Genomic DNA, 23,609 nt, shown 5'->3' with positions numbered 1-23,609 from the left:
TGCGGTCAGGTGATGCGTTTCACCGACACCGGGTCGCTGGCGGGAAAAGTCTCCTCCACGCCCTCGTCGACGAGGGCTTCCTGGCGGCTCTCGGCGGAGCGGTCCTCCTCGCACAGCTGATCGGGCTTGCCGGTCTTAGGATCGACGCGGCGGGCGGCGGCGACCTCGTCGGGGCGGGCCTGCTGATGATCGGTGCGGCCGTCGTGCTCGGTGGTCATGGTCTGGGTCCTCAATCCTTCGGGTGGTCTTCGTCGCCGTCGGGGCCGTAGCCGAGGTCTGCGATGTCGTCGTCCGACAGGCGTTTGGCCTCCCAGTGAGCGGCGCTGGCCTGGGCGCCGCGCACATCCTCCATCAGGCCGGAATAGACCAGCTCCACCTCGTCATGGGTCGCCAGATCCCCGCCGCCCGCGTCGATCTCGGTCAGGCGCGCGCCGTCGACGCCGTACAGTTCGTCGGCCTCGGGCTCGACGCCGGAGGCGGAAAGGGACTCTTCCACATCCTCCCCGATGTCGGTGTCGTCGAGGTCCTCGTCGTCGGCGTCGCCGTCGGCCGAGGTCACGTCGAGAACGTTCGGAAGCTCCTCGAACGTCTTGAACTCATTGGTCGGCGCGCCGGCGTCGGCCTCGTCGAAATTGTCCTCGTCGAAGACTTCCGACTGTTCCTGGTCGTCCGAGTAGTCGTCGAGGCCCGGCATCTGAATCTCCCTGTCTTCAGGAGATCAACGCCTCTGCTTTATCCGGCGTTCCCCGGCCGACGGCTTCCTCCAGCGCCGCGCGGATCCGGGTGATCGCGCCCTCCCAGTCGGCGAAGCTGTCGCGACGGAAGAACCGCAGATGGGGGTAGAAGGGATATTTGTCGGTCGCGAGGTAATGCCAGTCGTCGGGCGCCGTGACCATCCAGGCCGTTCCGCCCACGGCCGCCGCCAGATTGGTCCCGGCGATGCCCGGGCCGATGACCAGATCGAGCGCCTTCGACAGGGCCGCCACGTCCTCCAGATCGTCCTTCAGATCGATCGGCGGGGTCCAGATCGACACCCCGGCCGCCTCGGCCGCCGCCAGGTCGTCCGAGACGTCGCCGCACTGCAGGTTGACCATGACCGTGCCCGGCGTGGTCAGCACCGGCCGCCAGCGCTCGAAGCTGGAGAAATAGCGCGCCCGCGATCCGGTCAGGACAAGGCTCTTCCAGTGCAACCCGACCTTCAGGCCGGGGCCGAGCTTCTCCAACTCCGCCTTCCAATGGGCCACCTTGTCCGCGTCGGGAACCAAATAGCCCCGCCGGTCGGGAAAGGCGTCGATCGATGGACGGAAGACCGCCAGCAGCGAGGCCATCGGGACCCAGGCGTCGACGCCGCCCTCCAGTTCCTCCGCGAACGGCACGTAGCGGGTGATCCGACCCTCGAGCTTGACCGCCTTGTGGCCGCCGACCACCGCGGTGGGGAAGGCGCGCTGGAACAGGCCGATCAGGCGCGGCTCGACCGCCACATAGACCTTGCCCTCCGGCCCGACCGCCTGGATCGCGTCGCCGATGCAGGTCCCGAACACCATCTCGTCGGCGATGCCCTGTTCGCCGACGATCAGCAGCCGCTTGCCGCGGAGGTCCCCGGTCTTCGGGTCCCAGCGCGGGGCGTCGACCGCGACCCGCATGGCCTCGGGGAGATGCGGGTCGAGGCGGATTTCATACTCTTCGAAGCCTTCCGGGATGCGGCCCAGGGTCATCAGCAGCATGGCCCGGGCCATGGTCATCATGGCCCGCTCATACGGGCTCTCCGCGCCGGGCAGGGCGGCGTCGATATCTTGCAGCGCCCCGAGCGCGTCGCCGAGCGGCTGGCGGGCGTTGGCGCGGTTGTAACGGGCCTTGGCGAAGCCGGGATCGTGTCGCAGCGCCTCCTCGAAGAAGGTCAGGGCGGTCCCCATGTCACCCTGGTCGCTCAGGACCGTGCCGAGGGTGTTCCACAGCACCGGCGAGTCGGGCTCCACCCCCAGCAGGGCGCGCAGCGTCTCCACCGCGTCGCCGTAGCGCTTCTGGTCGCGCAGCACGCAGGCCAGGTTGTTGGTCGCCTCCACGTGTCCCGGATCGGAGGCCAGATACTTCAGCAGCAGCTTCTCGGCGATGTCGAGATAGCCCATCTGCTGGGCGAGCCGCCCGAGGTCGTGGGCCACGTCGGTCTCGTTGGGCAGCAGCTTCAGGGCCGCCTCATAGGCCAGCAGGGCCTGTCCGAGGTCGCCGGACTTCTCGCGACAGATGGCCAGCACATGCCAGGCGAGGCCGTTGGTCTCGTCCATCTTCAGGGCGTCGAGCGACCGTTTTGCCCCGAGTTCGAAATCGCCTGCCCGGATGGCCATCAGCGCGGCCTTCAGCTTCTCCAGCGCCTTGCGCTGCGTCTTCACCGCCAGCTTCGGGCTGGCCAGCTGGCGGGAGAGCTTGCGGATCGCCTCCGGGGAGGCCGAGTCGCCGGCGACTCCCTGGGCGGCGGGAGCGAAGGCGTGAACCTGTTCTGGCGACAACTCGACGGCGGACATGCGGCGATCCTGCGGTGATCACCCACTCTGGCGAGGCGGATCACAAGGTATGGTTAACCACGACTCTTTAGGCTGCGTTCGTTCCCGGCTTCCTAACGTCGCCGTGCGCCTGTCAGGAGACGCCTTGAATGCCGCTGAAGCTGTCGCTCAAGCCCGGCGAGAAATTCGTGCTCAACGGAGCCGTGGTCCAGAACGGCGATCGCCGGGGCGTGCTGATCCTGCAGAACAAGGCCAGCGTCCTGCGCGAGAAGGACATCATGCAGCCCGAGGACGTCAACAGCCCGGCGAAGCGCGTCTACTTCCCGGTGATGATGATGTACCTGGACGAAAGCGCGGCGCCGAAGGTGTACGACGAATTCGCCATGCGGCTGACCGAGTTCATGGGCGCGACGCGCAACCCGCAGGTGCTGGCGGACTGCGTGGCGGCGTCGCGGCACGTGATGTCGCGCGAATACTACAAGGCGCTGATGGCGGCCCGGAAATTAGTGGATTACGAGGAAGGTCTGGCGAATGTCGCTTCAGGCGTACAAGACCGCGGCGACGCGGGCTGAAAACCCGCGCGAGATGGAGTACCGGCTGTTCGGGCAGGTGACCCGGGCGCTGATGCACGCCTCGACGGTGGACGCCAGCGACGTCGCCACCCGGATCGACGCCCTCGACTGGAACCGCCGGCTGTGGTCGACGCTGGCCACCGACTGCGCCAACCCCGACAACGCGATGGACAAGAGCCTGCGGGCCCAGATCATCTCGATCAGCCTGTTCGTCAGCAAACACTCCTCGGCCGTCATGCGCGGCGAGGACGACTTCGAGGCCCTGATCGACATCAACAAGATGGTCATGCAGGGCTTGGCCGGACCGGGCTCGGCCCAGGCCGCCTGAGGCCGCTCAGCCCGCCCGGCGAATCAGCTCGTCGGCCAGTTCAGCGGTCAGATAGCCGTCCGCCAGACGCCCCGTGGCCATCTGCCAGCGACGCAGGGCGGCGCGCGTATTCGCCCCGATCACTCCGTCGATCCCCTGGGTGTCGTACCCGAGCGCGGTCAGGGCCCGCTGGGCGCCGATGCGCTGGTCGCGCGACAGCGGCCCGTCGTCGGGCCACGTCCCGACCAGTCCCGGCTTGCCCTGAACCCCGTCCGCGGTCAGCCCGATGGCGAGCGCATAGCTGACCGAGTTGTTGTAGCGGCGGATCACATAGTGGTTCGGCAGGGCCAGGAAGGCCGGCCCGCGCGCGCCCTGCGGCAGCAGGATGGTCGCCTCTTCGCGCGCCTCGGCCGCGTTCGGCGCGCCGCCCTGCGCCAGCGTCACGCCCCGCGCGGCCCAGTACGACCACGGGTGTCGCGGACCCTCCGCTTCGGAATAATCGAAATTCGAGGGCAGGCGGACCTCGTAGCCCCAGGTCTGGCCGCGCTTCCAGCCCGCCTGGGCCAGCAGGTTGGCGGCCGAGGCCAGCGCGTCGGAGTCCGTGCCCCAGATATCGACCAGGCCGTCGCCGCTCTCGTCGACCCCGAGCCGCAGATAGTTGTCCGGCATGAACTGGGTCTGGCCCATGGCCCCGGCCCAGCTGCCTTTCAGCCCGGCGCGGGCGCGGCGGCCGTCGACGACGATGTCGAGCGCATCCTTCAGCTGGGCTTCTGCCCAGTCCCGCCGCCGGCCGTCATAGGCCAGGGTGGCGAGAGAACGGATGACGTCATAATCGCCCTGGACCTGGCCGAAGGCGGATTCCTGGGCCCAGACGGCGACGAGGATCTCGGACGGCACGCCGTAGCGCTGCACCACCGACCACGGCACCCGGTCGGTGCGCTGGCGGGCCTGGGCGATTCGGGTGGCGGTGACGGCGTTCTGGATATAGGCGCCGGCGGGGCGGCTGAACTCGGGCTGGTTGCCGTCGAGGCGGATCACCGACGGGTCCGGCGTTAGGCCCGCCAGCTCTCGCTCGTAGGCGGCGCGGCGCGCGCCTCCGTGGCGGGCGAGGAAGCCCTGCTTCCAGCCTTCGAACCCCGCCTGATCCACCGCGGGTGCAGCCGCCGGCCCGCTCGGAGTCGGGGCGGACGGGGGCGGCGACGGGACCGGCGCCGGGGCGGCCGGCGAGGCCACCGGCGGCGGCTCCGGCAGCATCGGCGCGCAGGCGGCGACGGTTCCGATCAGGATGAGGCGAAGGCTGAAACGCATGATGTCCAAGCTAGTCTCCCGGGCCGGCGGAGCCTCATAACAAGTCCGCGAGTCCGGGCCCACACCTACAGCGCCCGGATGGAGAAAGCGTTGCCGTAAGATTCCCCGTTCAGCGTCATTAACCCTCAATCTCCTTGGCATCGTAACCGGTGCGGGCGCACAACGCCGCTGCTCTCTGAGACCGATATGGCCTGGTGGCGGAGGGGCGACGCGTCGGGCCCGCAAGCCCGAAGACCCTCCGTTCAACTCGGAGGCCAGGCCTCCATATTTTCGCAAGGGCGCTATCGCTCGCGGATCGGCCGCTCGAGGGCGCTCGATGCGGACCGACACGAGGCCGCCACACCCTGTTGACGGCTGACGGAACCCTCTCTATACGCACCGCTCCGCCGCAGGTTCGTCCCGCGGCTTTTCTGTTTTGCTTTGCCTCAGGACGACGACCATGAAGGTCCGCAGCTCGCTCAAGTCGCTCAAGGGTCGCCACCGCGACTGCAAGGTCGTTCGCCGCAAGGGCGTCGTCTATGTGATCAACAAGACCGACCCGCGCTTCAAGGCGAAGCAGGGCTGAGGCATTCCAGTTGCGCTAGCGGCCGCGACGCGGTCGCGGCCTGCTTGAGCGCTTTTCCACAGGTCGCGGGCTTTGTCCGCGGCCTTTTTCGTGCCTGATGTTGAGCCGGCCGGACAGGCGTGGTTAGCGTCCGGCCTCTCTTTCGTTCCCCGCTTATCAGGAGTCCGCCCGTGGCCGACGACGCATCCTTCGACGCCAGCCCCGACGTCCTGACCTCGGCCGCCCAGGGCCGGCTGCGCACCGTCATCGAACGGCTCGAGCGGCTGGAAGAGGACAAGGCGGCGGTCATGGCCGACATGAAGGAGGTCTTCGCCGAGGCCAAGGGCGAGGGCTACGACGTCAAGATCCTCCGCAAGGTCATCCGCATTCGCAAGCAGGACAAGGCCAAGCGCCAGGAAGAGGACGCCATCCTCGACCTCTACATGTCCGCCCTCGGCGAGATCTGACACTGAAGCGAACCGGCTTCGGCGGGGGGAAGGGCGGTTCGAACCAGCCCTCAAGCAGCCGTCACGGCGATAGGGCGGCCAAAAAGCCGCCCCCCAGTGCGTTCGAGGCCGAACGCAAGGCGGCCCAGCGCGCCGCCCTCAACGCCCTCCGGCGCGCCAAACGGGCCGCCGAGAAGGCGGGCGTCGCCCTGTCCGAATGGGAGGGCGAATTCCTCGACTCGGTGTCCGAGCGGGTGAAGACCCACGGCCGCGCCTTCGGCGACCCGGAGCTGGGCGCGCCCGGTCAGGCCCTGTCGTCGATGCAGGGCCGCAAGCTCAAGGAGATCGCCGCCAAGGCCAGGGGCGAGGAACCGAAGCGGCGCTGGGGGCGCAAGGCCCCCAGCCGCTCGGACGACTGATCAGAACAGGATCTTGCGCAGCGAGATTCCGATCGTCCGCCCCTCGGGGTCGAGGTAGTCGGGCTGGTAGTTCAACGGCGTGTCGCCGGCGCTGCTGGTCACCTCGGTGCGGGTGTCGAACAGGTTGCGGACCCCGACCTGCAGGCGCGCGCCCTTCAGCCACGGATATCGCTCGACCCAGCCGGTCTGGGCTCCGAGGTCGACGAAGACGTTGAGGTTGACCGTGGTCTGGTCGGAGAAGAACAGGTCCGGGCCGGAGCCGCCGTCTATGCGGGTCCCGTCGCGCCAGTTGGCGTTGAGGAACGCCCCCATGCCGCTCTTGAACACCCCCATCTGGGCCTGGATTTCGTGGCGCGGGCTGCCGCCGCGGCTGGAGGTCGCCGCCCCGTCGAGCAGGTCGAGGATCGGCAGGCCGTCGGCGATCAGGATTTCATCCCGCACGCGGTAGGTGTGATACACCGAGAGCATGAAGCGGCCCTGACCCGGCTGCATTCCACGGCCGCGTCCCCGACCGCCGCCGCCGCCGCCCATGCGGACCACCTGCGGGCCCTCGCCGCCGCCGCGCTCGCCCCGGGGACGGTCGCCGCCACCCGGACCCTCGCTGCGCACGACCACCGGCCCGCCGGCGCCGGATCGACCGGCCGCATCGGGCGCGGGCTCCGTCGGCGTGCCGAAGGCCTTGGAGAAGTTGAAGCCGGTGCGAATGTCCTCACGCTCGGCATGGGCGAAATTCAGCGGCCGCGCGTCGATCGAGACCAGATTGCCGGCCGGATCGCGTGTGAAGCGACCGGGCAGGGCGGCTTCCAGTTCGGAGGTGATGGTCGGGAAGCTGTTGATCGCGTTGTCGGTGGTGTTGCGGGTCCAGGTCGAGCTGATCCTCAGGTCCTCGTCCTTGAAGGGCTGCAGCGTGATTCCGGCCTTCCAGACGAAGCGGTTCTCCGCGTCGAGGTTCGGATTGCCGCCGTCGACGCGACTGACCAGCACCGTGTCGCCGGTGGCGAAGTCGAAGACCGGCACATTGGGGGTCGAGATCACCGGATCGTTGAGCTGGCCGATCGTCGGGGCGCCCTGCTCGTCGGTGTAGCTGACCAGGAAGGACACCTGCTCGATCGGCGTCCAGTTGAGGCCGGCCCCGAGGCTGGTCAGGCCGCCGAAGTCCGACAGGTCCTCGTAGCCGGCGTTGGAGTTGAGCGACATGTCGCCGAGCAGCGGAAGGACCCCATTGCGGGTGCTGGCGATGGGGACGCTGAAGTTGGCCTGCCCGTTGAAGCGGTCGCGGGACTGGGAGCGCTCGGTGGTCACGCCGGAGCGGAAACTGGTCGACTCCAGCGAACGGGTGTCGGCGCCGAACTTGATCGTCGAGGAGACGTCGCCGGCGGGCAGCTCCCACAGGTCGCCGTTCAGCACCAGTTCCGTCGACAGCACCTCGGACACCGAATTGGCCGTGTCGTTCGGGGTCAGGGTGAAGTCGGCGGGCGTCAGCGGGGCGAAGGGACTCGCCGTCGGATCGCCGGCGTCGAGGCGCATCTGGAACGGCGCGGCGTTGTAGCCCCGGCCGGTGACCGTGTCGGTCTCGACCCGGTCGTAGTTGCCGGACAGGGTCCAGCGCCAGTCCTCGCCGAGGAAGCCGTCGAGCAGGACCCCGGCGCTCGCGGTCAGGGTGTCGGTCTCTCGGCCGAGCGCGCCGGCGTCGTCGATGTAGCGATAGACGAAGACGTCATCGGCGAACGGCGAGAACGGATTGCCGTCGGGCAGGGTCAGGACCACGCCGGGCAGGCCGTTGAAGCTGCGGTTGTTGCTGTCCTCGAGACTGCCGCTGAAGGTGATCTGGGTCGTGCCGTTCAGGTCGTGTTTGATCGTGCCGCCGACGGAGGCGCTTTCGGTCGCGGACATCAGGGTGCGATAGGCGCTGAGGTCGCCGGTGCGGGGCTCGCCGTAGGCGGCGGCGAAGTCATTGAGCGTGAAGCCGGCGGTCGGAACCGGGGCGACGCGAGCGGTTTCGCCGACCAGGCCGGACAGCGCCGGATCAATCTCCGCCCAATAGTCCGGGGCGGCCGCGCCCGGAATGAGCGCGCCGGAGACGTTGCCGGTCAGATCGAACGGCGTGGACCCCGCGGCGCGGTTCAGGTCGCGCTCGCTCTCGAACAGCGGGGTGGACTGGTCGTATTCCAGCTCCATCGACCAGCGCTGGGCGCCGGAGATGCGCAGAACATTGGCGTCCAGCCCGGTGGTGGTGCGGCCGCCGGCGGTCGGAACGCGGCCTTCCACCTGGGTGGTGATCGAGCGGAAGTTCGATTTCAGCACGAAGTTCACGACCCGCTGGTCGGCGCGGTAGCCGTATTCGAGGGCGACTTCCTCCGGGAGGATGTCGACCCGTTCGATGGCTTCGGGCGGCAGGTTGCGGATTTCGCGAAAGCCCGAGATGCGCCGGCCGTTGACCAGCATCACCGGCTGGCCGCCGGAGCCGCGCGAACTGCGGGTGACCGGCTCCAGATAGGTCAGGAGCTCGGCGATGCTGGAGGCGCCGTAGGTCTGGATTTCTTCGGCGCTGAGGGTCAGGTCCGGAGGGATGTCGCTGTCGACGCTGCCGCGCGGGCGTGCGCCGGTGATGCTGACCGTGCCCAGGTCGATGGCTCCCTCTGTGCTCGCGCCTGTCGGCGCCGGCGCAGGGTCCTGGTCCTGCGGATCGGAGGCGGGCGCTTCCTGGGCGGCCGGCGGCTGCTGTGGCGGCGGAGCGGCCTGGGGCGCGGTCTGGATCGCGCCGGCCATGAGGCCGGACAGGGCGGTGGTGACGAGCAGCATAGGGCGGTGTTCCGGGAGGAGGGGACAACGGCATTGAACGTGCCGCGCCCGTATTTCCGTCGTGTTTCAAGGACGAAACCGGAAGTTGCGGCCGGGGTTCCTGTCGCACGCCCCTCCAGCGGGCGGTCATGAACTTTCGTTCAGGCTGCGGGCATTCCGGAGGCGTCGCCGCCCCGGCTCTAGCCGGCGTCCCTGAGCGCGCCTTCCAGCCCCTGTTCGCGGACCTTGCGGTACAGGGTCGAGCGGCCGATGCCGAGGCGGCGCGCGATCTCCGACATGTGGCCGGCGTAGACCTCGATGGCGTGCTGGATCAGGTCGCGCTCGATTTCCTCGAGGGTGCGCAGGTGGCCGCGCTCGTCGAGGATGCGGATCGGCACATCCGGAAGGGGCGGCAGGCCGACGCCGTCGTTGGCGGGGGCCGCAGCCAACGCAGCCGCCTCGCCGGTTCCGTGCTCGGCCGGCAGGAAGGGGGCGGCGAGGCCGGAGATGGCCGGGAAGTCGTGCGGTTGCAGGAAGGGCGAGTCGGACAGGACGATGGCCCGATAGATGGCGTTCTCCAGCTGGCGCACATTGCCGGGCCAGTCGAAGGCCGACAGCAGGGCCAGGGTCTCGGGCGCGCACCCGGCGACGCGCTTGCCCTCCTCGACGTTGAAGCGGGCGATGAAGTGGTCGACCAGGGCCGGGATGTCCTCGCGCCGCTCGCGCAGGGCCGGGGCCTCGAGCGGGAAGACGTTGAGGCGGTAGAACAGGTCCTCGCGGAAACGGCCCTCGCGGACCTGTTCGGCCAGGTCGCGGTTGGTCGCCGACACGATCCGCACGTCGACCTTGACCGACCGTTTGGAGCCCACCGGGTCGATCTCGCCTTCCTGCAGCGCGCGCAGCAGCTTGACCTGCATGTCCAGCGGCAGTTCGCCGATCTCGTCGAGGAACAGGGTGCCGCCGTTGGCCTCGGCGAACTTGCCCAGATGCTTGTCGCTGGCCCCGGTGAAGCTGCCTTTCTCGTGGCCGAACAGGATCGACTCGACCAGATTGGCGGGCAGGGCGCCGCAGTTGACGGCCACGAACGGCTTGCCGCTGCGGTCGGAGGCCCCGTGCAGGGCGCGGGCGATGACTTCCTTGCCGACGCCGCTCTCGCCGGTGATCAGCACCGGAATGCCGGATTTGGCGGCGCGCAAGCCCAGCGAGCGGACCATGCGCATCGGCGCGCTCTGCCCGACCAGATCGTCGAACGAGGTGCGGCCGGCGACGTGTTTCTTCAGCCGCCCGACCTCGGCGGTCAGCTGGGTCAGCTGCAGGGCGTTGCGCACCCCGACCAGCAGGCGCTCGGCCGAGACCGGCTTGACGAAGAAGTCCTGGGCCCCGGCCTGCATGGCCTTGACCACCGCGTCGACCCCGCCCGAGGCGGTCAGGACGATGACGGGGGTGGCGACGCCGGCGGTGCGGATCTCGGCCAGGGCCTCCATGCCGCTCATGCCGGGCATGACCATGTCCAGCAGGACGACGTCCGCGCCGCCGCCCTTGGTCAGGCGATCGATCGCCTCGCCGCCGGATTCAGCGTGGACCACGGCATAGCCTTCGCGCTCCAGCACCGCCTGCGCCAGGCGGCGCTGCGTCGGATCGTCGTCGACCACGAGTACGGTGCGGCTCATCGCAGGTCACCCTTCATCATCACGTCAGGGGCCGGTCCTCGTTGCAGCGGGACTGGCTCATTCCGGGACGTTTTAACCCTCACAAGGTGAAGATCGGGTTGGGGGGCAGGGTGAGTGGAGGGTTAACGGGCCGGCGCGGCCGCCGCCGGAACCGCTTCGGCCGCCGCATCACAGTCGACGCCCTCTTCCTGGAACCGGAACCGCGCTGCATTCGCTCCGATGGCGAGATCAGGCCAGAGGGCGGCGCGGGGCGACAGACGCCCCGCCTTCAGCGCCTCGCGGGCGTCCGTCGGCTGACGGCCCTGGCAGGCGCCGAGCCAGTACGTTCCAGTCCGTCGCCAGCTACCGTCCGCGTGCTGCTGGTGAATGCTGAGGTTCATCCGCCGGGCCACGAGGACCTCGGCCACGCCATCGCCGTTCCAGTCCCGGACAGTCGCGACGCAGTCGCCCGGTTGGCGGCAGGCGAAAATGTCGTTGTCCTGAGAGTCGCTGCCGAGGAAGCGGCGCGGCAGGGCGCTGCCGGCGGGCCAGACTTCGACCACGGGCCGGAAGGCCGCCTCGCGAGCCGTCCGACGCGCTTCCCACCGGTTGCTGACGGCCTTGGCGTCCCTGGCCCGGCGGGCTATTTCGGCGTTCCGCGAGCGGGTCAGCCGCTCCAGCGCCGCCTCGCCGGCCTTTCCGCTCTCAAAGCGCAGGAAGGCGTAGTCGAACTTGTCCGGCGTCACCGCGCCCCGCTCCAGCCGGGCCGTCTGGTCGGCGACGGAAAGGCGGGCCGGGTCCGCTATGGGGCTGAACAGGGCGAGGATGACCGCGACCTCCAACACGGCGGTCCAGACGTTGGTGCGCTCCAGCGGCTGCATCCAGCCGGCGCCCTTGCGCCAGAAGGGGCTGAGGGCGGCGAAACCGTAGCCGACGGCGTAGGCGGCGCCGACCACGGCGCAGGCGAAGGCGATGATGCGGTCGGGCGTCAGGCCGTGCTGCCCGATGCGCAGCGCCAGGCCCCAGAAGGCGATCACGACCAGCGGGCTCAGCAGGACGGCGGCGACGCGGACCGCCGCGCGCAGGATCGCCGGCGGCAGGTTGTCGGCCCGCCCGTCCTGATAGGCGGTGTTGATGAGGATGATCAGGGCCGCGGCGGCCGACAGGACGAGGGCGGTGGCGCTGCCCGTCTCCCACAGGCCCTGCAAGCCGGTGAAGGGCAGGGCGGCGAGGAAACCGGCGGCCAGCACCGTCATCAGCAGCAGCAGCCATGACAGCAGCATCAGCACGACGCTGCGCACCCCGCGGATCAGCCCGTCGCGCACGTCAGTCAGGTGAACGGCGGTCGCGAAGACGAGCGTCGTGATCGGGATGGAGAACCATTCCTCGCCGAGCAGGTCCTGCAGGAAATCCAGTCCGATGATGTGGAACAGGGCCGAACCGAGGAAGAGCAGCAGCCAGAAGGCGCCGGTGAAGCCGATCGACAGGGCCAGTTGGACACCGGCCTTCCAGGCCGTGTCGAAATAGGTCGGGAAGGCGGCGATCCACTTCCGCTCCATGTCGGCGGGCAGGACGAGATGATGGGCGATGAACAGGGCGGTCGCCGCGAACAGGGGCATGGGCCATGGCAGGAAGGGCGGTCGGCTGCGGAGGCCGTATTCGGTGATCGACTGGGCGGCGACGCCGTGCCAGCCGAGCAGGGCGAGGAGAGCTGCGGCGGCAACCGCCCACAACGCCAGGGTCAGGGGTCTCATGCGGCCGACCCCGGCCAGCATCAGGACGGGGACCATGACGAGGATCATCGCCAGGGGGCCGAAGAGTTCAGGGACGGTGGCGGGCCAAACGGCGGTGGGACAGGCGCCGGGCCGCACGTCGTCGCACAGCCAGGAGAACGCTTCCGCAGAATGGTACAGCCACCACAGGGCCGCGCCCTGGACCAGGCCGAGGGCGAGGCGGATCCAGATCACATATGGCGAACCGGCGCGTCCCAGGCTGTCCCGTCCGGTGGCCTCGATGGCGTCGGTCATTCGGTCTCCCCCCGCATGCGGGCCCAACCTGCACCATATTCGACCTGCGCGTCTTGAGGATTTCTCGTGCAGACGCCGTCCAGGACGGGCGGGCGCTTGAGTTCTGCGCCCGTCCGTGTATAGAGCGCGCCTTCTCCGTCGCAGCTTTTCGCCGCGGCGGTCCTGTCCGAGAACTTCGGGGCGTGGGGGTCACCCAGGCCGTAAATGCCAGAGAGCCCTCTGGCGCCGTGGGGAGATGGGGATGCAGACGAGCCAGACGATCCGAAAACCGGACGTCGGGGTCTGAGCTTCCTTCGGACAATACGACCGGCCTGAACGCTTCGCAGCGATGCGCGGCGCTTTGGCCAAATCCGTCGTCGGGAATAAGCCCGGCGGCGAATACCAGACTGGAGACCGCAATGGACCGCGCTCAAAAAGCCGAGTCGATCGAGACGCTCAAGGGCGTTTTCGCCGACGCGGGCGCCGTGGTCGTGACCCACAACCTGGGTCTGACCGTTGCGGACATGGAAGACCTGCGTGGACGCCTCCGCAAGGAAGGCGGCACGTTCAAGGTGGTCAAGAACCGCCTGGCGCTCAAGGCGCTCGAAGCCGACGAAGGCAGCGACTACCACGGCCTGTTCAAGGGTCCCGTGGGCATCGCCTACGCCAACGACGCGGTGACGGCCGCCAAGATCACCGCCGAATACGCCAAGGCCAACGACAAGTTCGTCGTCCTGGGCGGCTTCATGGGTGAGAAGGTTCTGGACGCGAAAGGCGTGGACACCCTGTCCAAGCTGCCGTCGCTGGATCAGATCCGCGCCTCGCTGCTCGGCCTGCTCAACGCCCCCGCGACCAAGATCGCCGGCGTCGTGCAAGCCCCGGCCGGCCAACTGGCCCGGGTGTTCAACGCCTACGCCACGAAGGACGCCGCGTAAGCGGACCCGCCTCTTTCATCTCTGCAAACTCTCTACTGAAACCCAATCCTCCGAAGGAAACACACCATGGCCGATCTCGCCAAAATCGTTGAAGACCTGTCGAAGCTGACCGTTCTGGAAGCCGCCGAACTGTCCAAGCTGCTGGAAGAAAAGTGGGGCGTCAGCGCCGCTGCTCCGGTGGCCATGGCCATGCCGGGCGCCGGCGGCGGCGGCGCCGCTCCGGCCGAAGCGGCTGAAGAGCAGACCGAGTTCACCGTCGTCCTGCTGGACGGCGGCGACAAGAAGATCAACGTCATCAAGGAAGTCCGCGGCGTCCGTTCGGACCTCGGCCTGAAGGAAGCCAAGGACCTGGTCGAAGGCGCTCCGCAGAACGTCGTCGAGAACGTCTCGAAGCAGATCGCCGACGAAGTCGCCAAGAAGCTGACGGAAGCCGGCGCCAAGGTGCAGGTCAAGTAAGCACGAACGGTCCTTCGGGACGTTCGTCGAACGGGCCGGGGATCGCTCCCCGGCCCGTTTTCTTTTGCCGGCGGATTGCGGCAGCATGGGCGGATGCTGCCCAACCTGATCACCGGCGTCCGGCTGCTGGCCCTCGTGCCGCTCTACGTCCTCGTCGCCCACGGCGGCGAGGCGAGCCGGGGCGCGGCGCTCGCCCTGTTCCTGCTCGCGGGGGCCAGCGACATCGCGGACGGCTGGCTGGCCCGGCGCCTGGGTCTGGGTTCAGCCTTCGGCGCCTTCCTCGACCTCGTCGCTGACCGGCTGCTGACCCTCGCAGCGGTGGCCGGGCTGATCGCCGCCGGCCGTCTGCCGGGCGGCTGGGCCGCGGCCGGGCTCGTGCTGGTCGTGCGCGATCTCGCCGTCGCCGGACTCAACGAGACCTTCGCCGGCCTCGGCATCCGGGTCACGCCCGCCGAAAAGGCCAAGGTCGCCCTGCAGTTCCTCGGCCTGGCCCTGTTGATCGCGCCGGGCTGGGCGGAGGCCCAGCTGTGGATCGGACGAGGCGCGCTCGGTCTGGCGGCCCTTCTCGCCGCGCTGCTGACCCTTGGCTATGTGCGGCGGGCGCTGGGACCTAGCGCCGGCGCGGCGTGAGGATGTCGCCCAGCCGGTCCGGCGTGCCCTCCACCCGAACCAGGCGCGGATAGCGCAGCCCGTCGTGGTAGTCGAAGCTGAGGGTGCGGAACTCGTCGCCGCGCCTGACGATCAGCACGATCGGCTCGCCGCCCCCCTTCGCCGCCGTCACCGCCTCGCGCAGCCGTTCGGCCGAGGCGGTCTGCTCGCCGATCGCGACGAGCTCCCAGCCGGCGCCGAGTCCCTGCTGATAGGCGGGGCCGCCCCAGCGGACGCCGGTGATGCGGTTGCCCGAGCCGAGCGAGAAGCCCAGGGAATACTGGAAGTCATTGGCCCAGCCCCCCTGCGCCCGTTTCTCGGCCGGCGTCAGGCTGTCGACATAGGTCAGGCGATAGCCGCCGCGGGCGATGCCGTCGAGCGGCGCCCCGGCGCCCGGTCCGACGGCGTCGAGCCGGGTGCGCAGGAAGGTCGCCCAGTCGTGTTCGTAGACGCCGTTCAGCGCCGCCACCAGATCGTCGAAGGTGTAGGGATGCGCCTCCCAGACCCCGTCCTCGATGCCGAAGAAGGCCCTGGCGAAGTCGTCCAGCGATTTGCGGCCGTTGGTGCGCTCGCGGATCAGGGTGTCGGCGTCCAGCCAGATCAGCAGGGCCTCGCGATAATAGTCGCCCGTCCCGCGCATCCATGACGGCCACGGATTGGGCATGCGATAGCCCAGAAGGTTGTGGTTGCTGGTGTCCTGCAGGGCGCGCCACTCGCGGCCCGGCTGGTTCTCGTAGAAGGCGGCGACCTCCGCGATGGTCGCCAGCTGCTCTTCCTTGGTCGCCAACCCCGAGCGGGCGGTCAGCACCTCGCCCCAGTACTCCGTCTGGCCCTCGTAGACCCACATCAGGGTGTTCTGGGTCGGGACGTTGAAATTGGGCACGTATTCGTCGGCCGGCCGACGGAATTTGCCGTTCCAGCTATGGGTGAACTCGTGCGGCAGCAGGGCGAGGGTGCCGAAGCTCTTCATGCCGTCGGTGAAGAAGGTCGCCGGGGCGGTGTTCTCGGACGACCGGTGATGCTCCAGCCCGATCCCGCCCAGCTTGTCGGTGGCGGCCAGCAGGAATTCGTAGCGGTCGTAGTGGCGCGCGCCGTAGAGGTAGTCTGTCTGGTCCACGAGGCTGCGGAACCTGGCGATCTGCTCGTCGGTCGCCGCCAGTCCCGCGGCCGTGTCGGCGACGAGGCTCAGGTGCACCGGCGAGCGGCCGCCGGGGTCGAGATCAATGCGCCGGTAGTGCTTGCCTGCGAACATCGGGCTGTCGGCCAGGTGCTCCAGCGAGATGGGCTCGAATGTCGCCACATCCCCCTGGCGTCCGGTCGTGGTCAGGGCGGTGCCGTACTGCCAGCCCGCCGGCAGGGTCACTGATGGCGCAAAGGTGATCCGGCTGTGGTTGTAGCCCGCCGGATAGAGCAGGGCCTTCTCCCACTGCAGGTTGACGATCTCGGGCGTCATGGTGACGCGCCAGTTGGAGGCGTCGGGCTGGGTCAGCCACTCGAACCGGACCTCGATCGAGGTCACGCCGGCCGGGACGTCGAGGTGGAAGGCGTAGGGATCGACCGTGTCGCGCACCCACTCGATGCGCTGTCCGCCGCCGGTGACGGTGACGCCCGAGACCAGCTGGATCGGCCCGGTGTCGGCATGGTTGCCCGGCAGGAATTTCGGATACTGCAGCACCAGGTGACCGGCGCTGACCGGAATCGTCTGGCGCACCCGCACGACCTTGTGGTCGAGGTCGGTCAGGTCGGCGTGGATGGCGATCACGCCGCGATAGTCGCGGTCCTGCGGCGCCGGGATCGGCGGCAGGGCGTGCGGCAGACTGCTGGGGGCGGGCAGCGGCGTCTGGGCCTGGGAGGCGGGAACCTGGGCCAGCGCGGGCGCCGAGGCGGAGGCCAGCAGGAGGGCGACAGCGGCGGATTTGAGCATCGGTCGGGTCTCTCTCGATCAGCGGCGGCGCGGGGCCAGGATGTCTCCCAGCCGGTCGGGCGTGCCCTCGATCCGCTCCAGATGCGGGTAGCGCAGGCCGTCGTGGTAGTCGAAGCGGATGGTGCGGAAGCGGTCGCCCTTCTTCAGCATCATCTCGATCGGCGTCGTATTGCCCTTGGAGGCGGTGATCGCCTCGGAGATGGCGTCGGCGCTGGCGGCGCGGCCGTTGACGGCGACGACGTCCCAGCCCGAGGTCAGGCCGGCTTCGAAGGCGGGCGAGCCCCATCGCACGGCGGTGACTCGGTTGGTCCCGTTCAATGAAAGGCCCAGCGAATACTGGAAATCGACCCGGCCCAGCTCGGTGTTGAGGGCCTTGGAATAGTCGTTGGGCGTCTCGCGCCAGACCAGACGGTAGCCGCCGCGCTCGATGCCGCCGTTGGGGGTCGGGGCGTTCGGGCCCACCGCGTCGAGGCGGGTGCGCAGGAAGTCGGCCCAGTCGCCGGCCTGCACGCCGTTCAGCGTCCCGGCGACGTCGTCGAAGGTATAGGGCGCGGGATCCCAATTGCCGTCCTCGACGCCGAAGAAGGCCCGGGCGAAGTCGTCCAGCGACTTGCGGCCGCCGCTGCGCTCGCGGATCAGGGTGTCGGCGTCCAGCCAGATCATCGCGCCTTCGCGGTAGTAGTCCTCGCTGCGCTGGAAGCTGGTCCACGGCTGGGGACGGCGCTGGGCGATGATCGGGTCGTTGGTGGTGTCCTGCATGGCGCGCCAGGTCCGGGCCGGATTGTCCTCGGCGTAGGTCGCGGCGGTGTTGGCGAAGACATCCAGCGCCTGCTGTTTCGTCATCAGGCCGGCGCGCGCGGTCAGCACCAGGCCCCAGTACTGGGTCTGACCCTCATAGACCCACAGCAGGGAGTTCTGCAGCGGCTCGTTCAGGTTGGGCGTCAGCTGGTCGGCGGGGCGCCGCCACTTGCCGTTCCAGGAGTGGGTGTATTCGTGACCCAGCAGGTCACGGTCGGCGATCGTGCCGGTCCGGTCGGTGAAATAGTCGGTGTCGACGCTGTTCTCGGACGAGCGGTGATGCTCCAGCCCAATGCCGCCCAGCTTATCGCTCACCGCCAGCAGGAAGTCGTAGTGATTATAGTGCCGCGCGCCGTAGAGCCGGTCCGCCTGGTCGACCAGGTTGCGGTGCAGCTCGATGTGTTCGTCGGTGGCGGCCAGCATGTCGGCGTCGTCGGCGACGATGTTCAGCCGCACGGGCGAGCGGCCGCCCGGATCGAGGTCGATCTGGCGGTAATGCTTGCCCGCGAACACCGGGCTGTCTGCGAAATGCTCGAGCGTGATCGGGGCGAAGGTGGCCAGCCCGTTCTGGAAGCTCTCGGTGTCCAGGGCCGTGCCGTACTGCCAGCCGGCGGGCAGGCGCAGGGTCGGGCGGAAGGTGATCTGGCTGGAATAGTAGCCCGCCGGATAGAGCAGGGCCTTCTCCCACTGGATGTTCAGCATCTCGTCGGTGATGACGATGCGGCCTTGGCTGCCCTCGATCGGGGTCAGCCATTTGAACGAGACCTCGAGCGTGCTGACGCCGGCGGGCACATCGACCTGGAAGCCGTTGGTGTGGACCGTGTTGCGCACCCAGCGCAGGGGTTGGCCGTTGGCGGTGATCTGAAGGTCGCCGATATCGTCCACCGGCCCGACCGGGCCGTGATTGCCGGGGATCCACTGCGGATAGAGCAGGATCAGCGGCCCCGGCGCGGCGACCGGGATGGTCTGTTTCACCGCGACGATGCGGCGGTCGATGTCCGTGGCGTCCATCTCCAGCGTGATCACGCCGGGGTAGGGGGCGTCACGCGGGGCGGGAATCGGCGCCAGCGCGCGGTCCAGCGCCGGCGTCGCGACCTGGGCCAGCGCCGGAGCGGAACCAAGCAGCAGCGCGGCGGCGCAGGCGGAGGCGAACAGACGGGCGGGACGCATCATCGGAGGCTCTCGGTCAATGAGGTTCGGCGGCAAGCTAGAGCGCGGCGGCGGCTCGCCGGATTAAATCGCTGTCATCTTCACGGTTCCGCACGCGCAGGCGCAGACCTGTTCAACGCCGCCGGCGATCGTGTCCGTCGCGGTTTGTCAGGCGGCGGGCTTCACCTCGAGCAGCTCGACGGTGAACAGCAGGGTCGAGTTCGGCGGCAGTTCGTCGCCGCCGATCCAGCGCTCGCCGTAGCCGAGCGAGGCGGGGATGACGAACTCGAACGTCTCGCCCTCGCGCATCAGGCCGACGCCCTCGGTCCAGCCCTTGATGACCCGGTTCAGGGGGAATTCGGCCGGCTCGTTGCGGGCGTAGGAGCTGTCGAACTCGCGCCCGTCGACGAAGGTCCCGCGATAGTGGACCTTGACCGTGTCGGTCGAGGCGGGCTGGCGGCCCTCGGGACGGGCCGATCCGACGCGACGGTACTGCAGGCCCGAGGCGGTGGTGGTCCAGCCACGGCCGTATTCGGCGTTCCACGCCAGGTAGGCGGCGTTGCCGGCGTTCCAGTTCTCCTGCGTCGACGAGCCGGAGAAGTCATAGGGATTCGGCCCCGCCGAGGCGCAGGCGGAAAGGGTCAGGGCGGCGGCGGCCGCGAGCGTGATACGTGTCATGCGGCGACGCTATTTTCCCTGTCGTTGCAAAGCAATGGCCCGGCGGAAGGGGCTGCTTCGCGCGCACCGCCGAAAAAGGAGGCCGGCGGTCTTTATTTCGCCGTCAAAGCGAGTATATCAGCGCGTTCCGCTAACTCCGTAAGAGATACGCGCGAAAGCGCCGAGGCCCGGTTTGTCGCCCTCCGACCGGTGCGAAGGCGCGCTCCTCCCCAAGGGAGCCCTACATTTCAGGTGTCCTGGGACCGCAAGGCCCGAGGGTGGACGCCGAAACCGATGGTCACGGGTCGCCGGAATGGCGGAGCCGTGGCTGCTGCATTGAGCGGGCTGCCCGGCCCGCCGCATTGGGAAGACAGAATGGCCAAGTCCAAAGCGGAACTCACCGTCAACGGTCAGTTCCTCACCGCCACCTCGTTCACCGGCAAGAAGCGCATCCGCCACTCCTTCGGGCGTATCCCGGAAGCGGTGCAGATGCCGAACCTGATCGAGGTTCAGCGCGCCTCCTACGAGCAGTTCCTGCAGCGCGAGGTCCGCTCGGGCCCGCGCAAGGACCAGGGCATCGAGGCGGTGTTCAAGTCGGTCTTCCCGATCAAGGACTTCAACGAGCGCGCCATCCTGGAATACGTGTCGTACGAGTTCGAGGACCCGAAGTACGACGTCGAGGAATGCATCCAGCGCGACATGACCTATGCCGCGCCGCTGAAGGTCAAGCTGCGCCTGATCGTCTTTGAATCGGACGAGGAGACGGGCGCGCGCTCGGTCAAGGACATCAAGGAGCAGGACGTCTACATGGGCGACATCCCGCTCATGACCGACAAGGGCACCTTCATCGTCAACGGGACCGAGCGGGTCATCGTCTCGCAGATGCACCGCTCGCCGGGCGTCTTCTTCGACCACGACAAGGGCAAGACGCACAGCTCGGGCAAGCTGCTGTTCGCCGCCCGCGTGATCCCGTACCGCGGCTCGTGGCTCGACTTCGAGTTCGACGCCAAGGACATCGTCTACGTCCGCATCGACCGCCGCCGGAAGCTGCCGGCCACGACCTTCCTGATGGGTCTGGGCATGGACGGCGAGGAAATCCTCAAGACCTTCTACGAGACCGTGCCCTACGAGAAGCGCGGCGAAGGCTGGGTCACGCCGTACAAGGCCGAGCGCTGGCGCGGGGTGAAGCCGGAGTTCGACCTGGTCGACGCCGACACCGGTGAAGTGATCGCCGCCGCCGGGACCAAGATCAGCGCCCGCCAGGCCAAGAAGCTGGGCGACACCACGAGTTCGCTGTCGCTGGCCGCCGACGCCCTGCTGGGCAAGTATCTGGCCGCGGACGCCGTCAACTACGAGACCGGCGAGATCTACGCCGAGGCCGGCGACGAGCTGGACCAGCCGACCATCGAGCTGCTGGAGAGCCACGGCTTCACCACCATCGACGTGCTGGACATCGACCACGTCACGGTCGGCGCCTACATGCGAAACACCCTGCGCATCGACAAGAACACCGGCCGCGAGGACGCGCTGTTCGACGTCTACCGCGTCATGCGCCCGGGCGAGCCGCCGACCCCGGAAGCCGCCGAAGCCATGTTCAACTCGCTGTTCTTTGACAGCGAGCGCTACGACCTGTCGGCCGTCGGCCGGGTCAAGATGAACATGCGTCTGGAGACGCCCGAGGTCTCGGACGAGATCCGCGTGCTCCGCAAGGAAGACGTGCTGAAGGTGCTGCAGATCCTCGTCGGCCTGAAGGACGGCCAGGGCGAAATCGACGACATCGACAACCTCGGCAACCGCCGCGTCCGTTCTGTCGGCGAACTGCTGGAGAACCAGTACCGCGTCGGCCTGCTGCGGATGGAGCGCGCCATCAAGGAGCGCATGTCCTCGGTCGATATCGACACGGTCATGCCGCACGACCTGATCAACGCCAAGCCGGCCGCCGCGGCCGTGCGCGAGTTCTTCGGTTCGTCGCAGCTGTCGCAGTTCATGGACCAGACCAACCCGCTGTCCGAGATCACCCACAAGCGCCGCCTGTCGGCGCTTGGCCCGGGCGGTCTGACGCGTGAGCGGGCCGGCTTCGAAGTCCGCGACGTGCACCCGACCCACTACGGCCGCATCTGCCCGATCGAGACGCCGGAAGGTCCGAATATCGGCCTGATCAACTCGCTGGCCACCCACGCCCGGGTCAACAAGTACGGCTTCATCGAGAGCCCGTACCGGCGCGTGAAGGACGGCAAGGCCACGGACGAGGTGGTTTACATCTCGGCCATGGAAGAGGCGAAATACACCATCGCCCAGGCCAACATCGAGCTGAAGAACGGCGAGATCGTCGAGGACCTCGTCCCCGGCCGGATCAACGGCGACTCCCAGCTGCTGACCAAGGCCGACGTCGACATGATGGACGTGTCGCCGAAGCAGGTCGTTTCGGTCGCCGCCGCCCTGATCCCGTTCCTGGAAAACGACGACGCCAACCGCGCGCTGATGGGCGCCAACATGCAGCGTCAGGCCGTGCCGCTGGTGCAGTCGGACGCGCCGCTGGTCGGCACCGGCATGGAAGCGGTCGTGGCCGTGGACTCCGGCGCCGTCGTGGTCGCCCGTCGTGATGGCGTCGTCGAGCAGATCGACGGCACCCGCATCGTCGTGCGCGCCACCAACGAGCAGGACGCCAGCCGTTCGGGCGTCGACATCTACCGCCTGTCCAAGTTCCAGCGTTCCAACCAGTCGACCTGCATCAACCAGCGCCCGATCGTGCGCGTGGGCGATGAAGTGAAGACCGGCGACGTGATCGCCGACGGCCCGTCGACGGACCTGGGCGAACTGGCGCTGGGCCGCAACGCCCTCGTCGCCTTCATGCCGTGGAACGGCTACAACTTCGAAGACTCGATCCTGATCTCCGAGCGCATCGTGCGCGACGACGTCTTCACCTCGATCCACATTGAGGAGTTCGAGGTCATGGCCCGCGACACCAAGCTGGGCCCGGAAGAGATCACGCGCGACATTCCGAACGTCGGCGAGGAAGCCCTGCGCAACCTCGACGAGGCCGGCATCGTGGCGATCGGCGCCGAAGTCCAGCCGGGCGACATCCTGTGCGGCAAGGTCACGCCGAAGGGCGAAAGCCCGATGACGCCTGAAGAGAAGCTGCTGCGCGCCATCTTCGGCGAGAAGGCTTCGGACGTCCGCGACACCAGCCTGCGCCTGCCGCCCGGCGTCGCCGGCACCATCGTCGATGTGCGAGTCTTCAACCGCCACGGCGTCGACAAAGACGAACGCGCCGTCGCCATCGAGCGCGCCGAGATCGAACGCCTCGGCAAGGACCGCGACGACGAGCTCAAGATTCTGGAGCGCAACGTCTACGGCCGCCTGAAGCCTCTGCTGATCGGCAAGAACGCCACCTCGGGTCCGAAGGGCCTGGGCCGCGGGACCGTCACCGAAGAGAAGCTGGGCGAGCTGTCGCGCGGCCTGTGGTGGCAGATCGCCCTCGACGACGAGAAGGCGATGGGCGAGCTCGAGGCCATGAAGAAGCAGTTCGAGGACGCCCGCAAGGCGCTCGACCGCCGCTTCGAGGACAAGGTCGAGAAGCTGCAACGCGGCGACGAACTGCCCCCGGGCGTGATGAAGATGGTCAAGGTCTTCGTGGCCGTGAAGCGCAAGCTTCAGCCCGGCGACAAGATGGCCGGCCGTCACGGCAACAAGGGCGTCATCTCCAAGATCCTTCCGATCGAGGACATGCCGCACCTGGAGGACGGGACCACCGTCGACCTGGTTCTGAACCCGCTGGGCGTGCCGTCGCGCATGAACATCGGCCAGATCTTCGAAACCCACCTGGGCTGGGCCGCGGCCGGTCTCGGCAAGCAGATCCAGGGCCTGCTGGAAGCCTGGCAGCAGGGCGGACAGAAGAAGGCGCTGGTCGACCATCTGGTCAGCATCTACGGACCCGACACCCCGCTGCCGGACTCCGAGGAGGACCTGGTCGAGCTGGCCCGGAACCTGTCGAAGGGCGTGCCCTTCGCCACGCCGGTCTTCGATGGCGCGCACATCAACGACATCGAGGACCTGCTGGAGAAGGCGGGCCTAGACCGCACCGGCCAGTCGATCGTCTATGACGGTCAGACCGGCGAGCAGTTCAAGCGTCCGGTCACCGTCGGCTACATCTACATGCTGAAGCTGCACCACCTGGTGGACGACAAGATCCACGCGCGCTCCATCGGCCCGTACTCGCTGGTCACCCAGCAGCCGCTGGGCGGCAAGGCGCAGTTCGGCGGTCAGCGCTTCGGGGAAATGGAGGTCTGGGCGCTGGAAGCGTACGGCGCCGCCTACACCCTGCAGGAGATGCTGACGGTGAAGTCGGACGACGTGGCCGGCCGTACGAAGGTCTACGAGTCCATCGTGCGCGGCGACGACACCTTCGAGGCGGGTATTCCCGAGTCGTTCAACGTGCTGGTCAAGGAGCTGCGCTCCCTGGGCCTCAACGTCGAGCTCAATCAGGCAGCCGAATAGGCCGGCTGCCACGGC

At 68.4% G+C, this 23,609-nt stretch carries 19 protein-coding genes and 1 tRNA gene; 10 read left to right on the top strand and 10 right to left on the bottom strand.

Going from position 1 to position 23,609, the window contains the following annotated elements:
• Window positions 1–5: 5 nt before the first annotated feature.
• From VEA98_RS00955 to VEA98_RS00945, 3 genes are read right to left on the bottom strand one after another with little or no spacing between them, the layout of a single operon-like run.
• Window positions 6–218: a hypothetical protein gene (locus tag VEA98_RS00955; RefSeq protein ID WP_324810209.1), complete on the bottom strand. Its 213-nt coding sequence runs from the start codon at window positions 216–218 to the stop codon at window positions 6–8.
• An 11-nt stretch (window positions 219–229) separates the two neighbouring features.
• Complete coding sequence (locus VEA98_RS00950; protein ID WP_324810207.1) at window positions 230–694, bottom strand: hypothetical protein; 465 nt, start codon at window positions 692–694, stop codon at window positions 230–232.
• 16 nt (window positions 695–710) lie between these two features.
• Complete coding sequence (locus VEA98_RS00945) at window positions 711–2,519, bottom strand: tetratricopeptide repeat protein (RefSeq protein ID WP_324810205.1); 1,809 nt, start codon at window positions 2,517–2,519, stop codon at window positions 711–713.
• A gap of 128 nt (window positions 2,520–2,647) precedes the next feature.
• On the opposite strand from VEA98_RS00945, the gene flbT reads away from it, so the two are divergent.
• On the top strand, window positions 2,648–3,070 hold the full coding sequence (gene flbT, locus VEA98_RS00940; protein ID WP_324810203.1) for a flagellar biosynthesis repressor FlbT: 423 nt from the start codon (window positions 2,648–2,650) through the stop codon (window positions 3,068–3,070).
• Window positions 3,030–3,398 carry a flagellar biosynthesis regulator FlaF gene (gene flaF / locus VEA98_RS00935; protein WP_324810201.1) on the top strand — a complete coding sequence of 123 codons (369 nt, stop codon included), beginning with the start codon at window positions 3,030–3,032 and terminating at the stop codon, window positions 3,396–3,398. The genes flbT and flaF overlap by 41 nt, the downstream gene beginning before the upstream one ends.
• 6 nt (window positions 3,399–3,404) lie before the next feature.
• Here the strand turns inward: flaF and VEA98_RS00930 are convergent, their stop codons facing one another.
• Window positions 3,405–4,685 (bottom strand): lytic murein transglycosylase, encoded by a 1,281-nt coding sequence (locus VEA98_RS00930; protein ID WP_324810198.1) that lies wholly within the window; start codon window positions 4,683–4,685, stop codon window positions 3,405–3,407.
• A 188-nt stretch (window positions 4,686–4,873) separates the two neighbouring features.
• Between VEA98_RS00930 and VEA98_RS00925 the strand changes: the two genes are divergently transcribed.
• The 4 genes from VEA98_RS00925 (at window position 4,874) to VEA98_RS00910 (ending at window position 6,094) form a co-directional block, all read left to right on the top strand.
• A tRNA-Ala gene (locus tag VEA98_RS00925) sits at window positions 4,874–4,950 on the top strand.
• 174 nt (window positions 4,951–5,124) lie between these two features.
• The gene (gene ykgO, locus VEA98_RS00920) at window positions 5,125–5,250 is read left to right on the top strand and encodes a type B 50S ribosomal protein L36 (RefSeq protein ID WP_168044709.1); all 126 of its coding nucleotides are present in this window, start codon (window positions 5,125–5,127) and stop codon (window positions 5,248–5,250) included.
• Window positions 5,251–5,420: 170 nt separating this feature from the next.
• Entirely contained in the window at window positions 5,421–5,696 is a 276-nt protein-coding gene (locus VEA98_RS00915) for a DUF2312 domain-containing protein (RefSeq protein ID WP_168044708.1), read from the top strand.
• 2 nt (window positions 5,697–5,698) lie between these two features.
• Window positions 5,699–6,094, top strand: a complete 396-nt coding sequence (locus VEA98_RS00910; protein WP_414642121.1) for a hypothetical protein — start codon at window positions 5,699–5,701, stop codon at window positions 6,092–6,094.
• On the opposite strand, the gene VEA98_RS00905 is transcribed toward VEA98_RS00910, so the two are convergent.
• The 3 genes from VEA98_RS00905 to VEA98_RS00895 form a co-directional block, all read right to left on the bottom strand.
• Window positions 6,095–8,896 (bottom strand): TonB-dependent receptor plug domain-containing protein, encoded by a 2,802-nt coding sequence (locus VEA98_RS00905; RefSeq protein ID WP_324810193.1) that lies wholly within the window; start codon window positions 8,894–8,896, stop codon window positions 6,095–6,097.
• Between the two features lie 179 nt (window positions 8,897–9,075).
• Complete coding sequence (locus VEA98_RS00900; protein ID WP_324810191.1) at window positions 9,076–10,545, bottom strand: sigma-54 dependent transcriptional regulator; 1,470 nt, start codon at window positions 10,543–10,545, stop codon at window positions 9,076–9,078.
• Between the two features lie 122 nt (window positions 10,546–10,667).
• Window positions 10,668–12,551 carry a DUF4153 domain-containing protein gene (locus tag VEA98_RS00895; protein WP_324810189.1) on the bottom strand — a complete coding sequence of 628 codons (1,884 nt, stop codon included), beginning with the start codon at window positions 12,549–12,551 and terminating at the stop codon, window positions 10,668–10,670.
• Window positions 12,552–12,949: 398 nt separating this feature from the next.
• On the opposite strand from VEA98_RS00895, the gene rplJ reads away from it, so the two are divergent.
• The 3 genes from rplJ to VEA98_RS00880 all read left to right on the top strand — a co-directional run bounded on the left by rplJ (window position 12,950) and on the right by VEA98_RS00880 (window position 14,551).
• On the top strand, window positions 12,950–13,465 hold the full coding sequence (gene rplJ, locus VEA98_RS00890) for a 50S ribosomal protein L10 (RefSeq protein WP_324810186.1): 516 nt from the start codon (window positions 12,950–12,952) through the stop codon (window positions 13,463–13,465).
• 66 nt (window positions 13,466–13,531) lie between these two features.
• Window positions 13,532–13,921, top strand: a complete 390-nt coding sequence (rplL, locus tag VEA98_RS00885) for a 50S ribosomal protein L7/L12 (protein ID WP_324810183.1) — start codon at window positions 13,532–13,534, stop codon at window positions 13,919–13,921.
• A gap of 93 nt (window positions 13,922–14,014) precedes the next feature.
• On the top strand, window positions 14,015–14,551 hold the full coding sequence (locus VEA98_RS00880) for a CDP-alcohol phosphatidyltransferase family protein (RefSeq protein ID WP_324810181.1): 537 nt from the start codon (window positions 14,015–14,017) through the stop codon (window positions 14,549–14,551).
• On the opposite strand, the gene VEA98_RS00875 is transcribed toward VEA98_RS00880, so the two are convergent.
• The 3 genes from VEA98_RS00875 to VEA98_RS00865 all read right to left on the bottom strand — a co-directional run bounded on the left by VEA98_RS00875 (window position 14,532) and on the right by VEA98_RS00865 (window position 19,118).
• The gene (locus tag VEA98_RS00875) at window positions 14,532–16,493 is read right to left on the bottom strand and encodes a peptidase M61 (protein WP_324810179.1); all 1,962 of its coding nucleotides are present in this window, start codon (window positions 16,491–16,493) and stop codon (window positions 14,532–14,534) included. The genes VEA98_RS00880 and VEA98_RS00875 overlap by 20 nt on opposite strands.
• A gap of 18 nt (window positions 16,494–16,511) precedes the next feature.
• Complete coding sequence (locus VEA98_RS00870; protein WP_414642120.1) at window positions 16,512–18,461, bottom strand: M61 family metallopeptidase; 1,950 nt, start codon at window positions 18,459–18,461, stop codon at window positions 16,512–16,514.
• Window positions 18,462–18,608: 147 nt separating this feature from the next.
• On the bottom strand, window positions 18,609–19,118 hold the full coding sequence (locus tag VEA98_RS00865) for an FKBP-type peptidyl-prolyl cis-trans isomerase (RefSeq protein ID WP_324810174.1): 510 nt from the start codon (window positions 19,116–19,118) through the stop codon (window positions 18,609–18,611).
• Between the two features lie 354 nt (window positions 19,119–19,472).
• On the opposite strand from VEA98_RS00865, the gene rpoB reads away from it, so the two are divergent.
• Window positions 19,473–23,594: a DNA-directed RNA polymerase subunit beta gene (gene rpoB, locus VEA98_RS00860; protein ID WP_324810172.1), complete on the top strand. Its 4,122-nt coding sequence runs from the start codon at window positions 19,473–19,475 to the stop codon at window positions 23,592–23,594.
• Window positions 23,595–23,609: the final 15 nt, after the last annotated feature.

This window comes from Brevundimonas sp. (assembly GCF_035627055.1).
Lineage (GTDB): Bacteria > Pseudomonadota > Alphaproteobacteria > Caulobacterales > Caulobacteraceae > Brevundimonas.
This window is presented reverse-complemented; position numbering and strand designations above follow the sequence as displayed.

What these genes read in the sequence shown, in the direction of transcription:
- VEA98_RS00955 (WP_324810209.1), bottom strand. Translation starts at nt 218, where the DNA reads ATGACCACCGAGCACGACGGCCGCACCGATCATCAGCAGGCCCGCCCC.
- VEA98_RS00950 (WP_324810207.1), bottom strand. Translation starts at nt 694, where the DNA reads ATGCCGGGCCTCGACGACTACTCGGACGACCAGGAACAGTCGGAAGTC.
- VEA98_RS00945 (WP_324810205.1), bottom strand. Translation starts at nt 2,519, where the DNA reads ATGTCCGCCGTCGAGTTGTCGCCAGAACAGGTTCACGCCTTCGCTCCC.
- flbT (WP_324810203.1), top strand. Translation starts at nt 2,648, where the DNA reads ATGCCGCTGAAGCTGTCGCTCAAGCCCGGCGAGAAATTCGTGCTCAAC.
- flaF (WP_324810201.1), top strand. Translation starts at nt 3,030, where the DNA reads ATGTCGCTTCAGGCGTACAAGACCGCGGCGACGCGGGCTGAAAACCCG.
- VEA98_RS00930 (WP_324810198.1), bottom strand. Translation starts at nt 4,685, where the DNA reads ATGCGTTTCAGCCTTCGCCTCATCCTGATCGGAACCGTCGCCGCCTGC.
- ykgO (WP_168044709.1), top strand. Translation starts at nt 5,125, where the DNA reads ATGAAGGTCCGCAGCTCGCTCAAGTCGCTCAAGGGTCGCCACCGCGAC.
- VEA98_RS00905 (WP_324810193.1), bottom strand. Translation starts at nt 8,896, where the DNA reads ATGCTGCTCGTCACCACCGCCCTGTCCGGCCTCATGGCCGGCGCGATC.
- VEA98_RS00900 (WP_324810191.1), bottom strand. Translation starts at nt 10,545, where the DNA reads ATGAGCCGCACCGTACTCGTGGTCGACGACGATCCGACGCAGCGCCGC.
- VEA98_RS00895 (WP_324810189.1), bottom strand. Translation starts at nt 12,551, where the DNA reads ATGACCGACGCCATCGAGGCCACCGGACGGGACAGCCTGGGACGCGCC.
- rplJ (WP_324810186.1), top strand. Translation starts at nt 12,950, where the DNA reads ATGGACCGCGCTCAAAAAGCCGAGTCGATCGAGACGCTCAAGGGCGTT.
- rplL (WP_324810183.1), top strand. Translation starts at nt 13,532, where the DNA reads ATGGCCGATCTCGCCAAAATCGTTGAAGACCTGTCGAAGCTGACCGTT.
- VEA98_RS00880 (WP_324810181.1), top strand. Translation starts at nt 14,015, where the DNA reads ATGCTGCCCAACCTGATCACCGGCGTCCGGCTGCTGGCCCTCGTGCCG.
- VEA98_RS00875 (WP_324810179.1), bottom strand. Translation starts at nt 16,493, where the DNA reads ATGCTCAAATCCGCCGCTGTCGCCCTCCTGCTGGCCTCCGCCTCGGCG.
- VEA98_RS00870 (WP_414642120.1), bottom strand. Translation starts at nt 18,461, where the DNA reads ATGCGTCCCGCCCGTCTGTTCGCCTCCGCCTGCGCCGCCGCGCTGCTG.
- VEA98_RS00865 (WP_324810174.1), bottom strand. Translation starts at nt 19,118, where the DNA reads ATGACACGTATCACGCTCGCGGCCGCCGCCGCCCTGACCCTTTCCGCC.
- rpoB (WP_324810172.1), top strand. Translation starts at nt 19,473, where the DNA reads ATGGCCAAGTCCAAAGCGGAACTCACCGTCAACGGTCAGTTCCTCACC.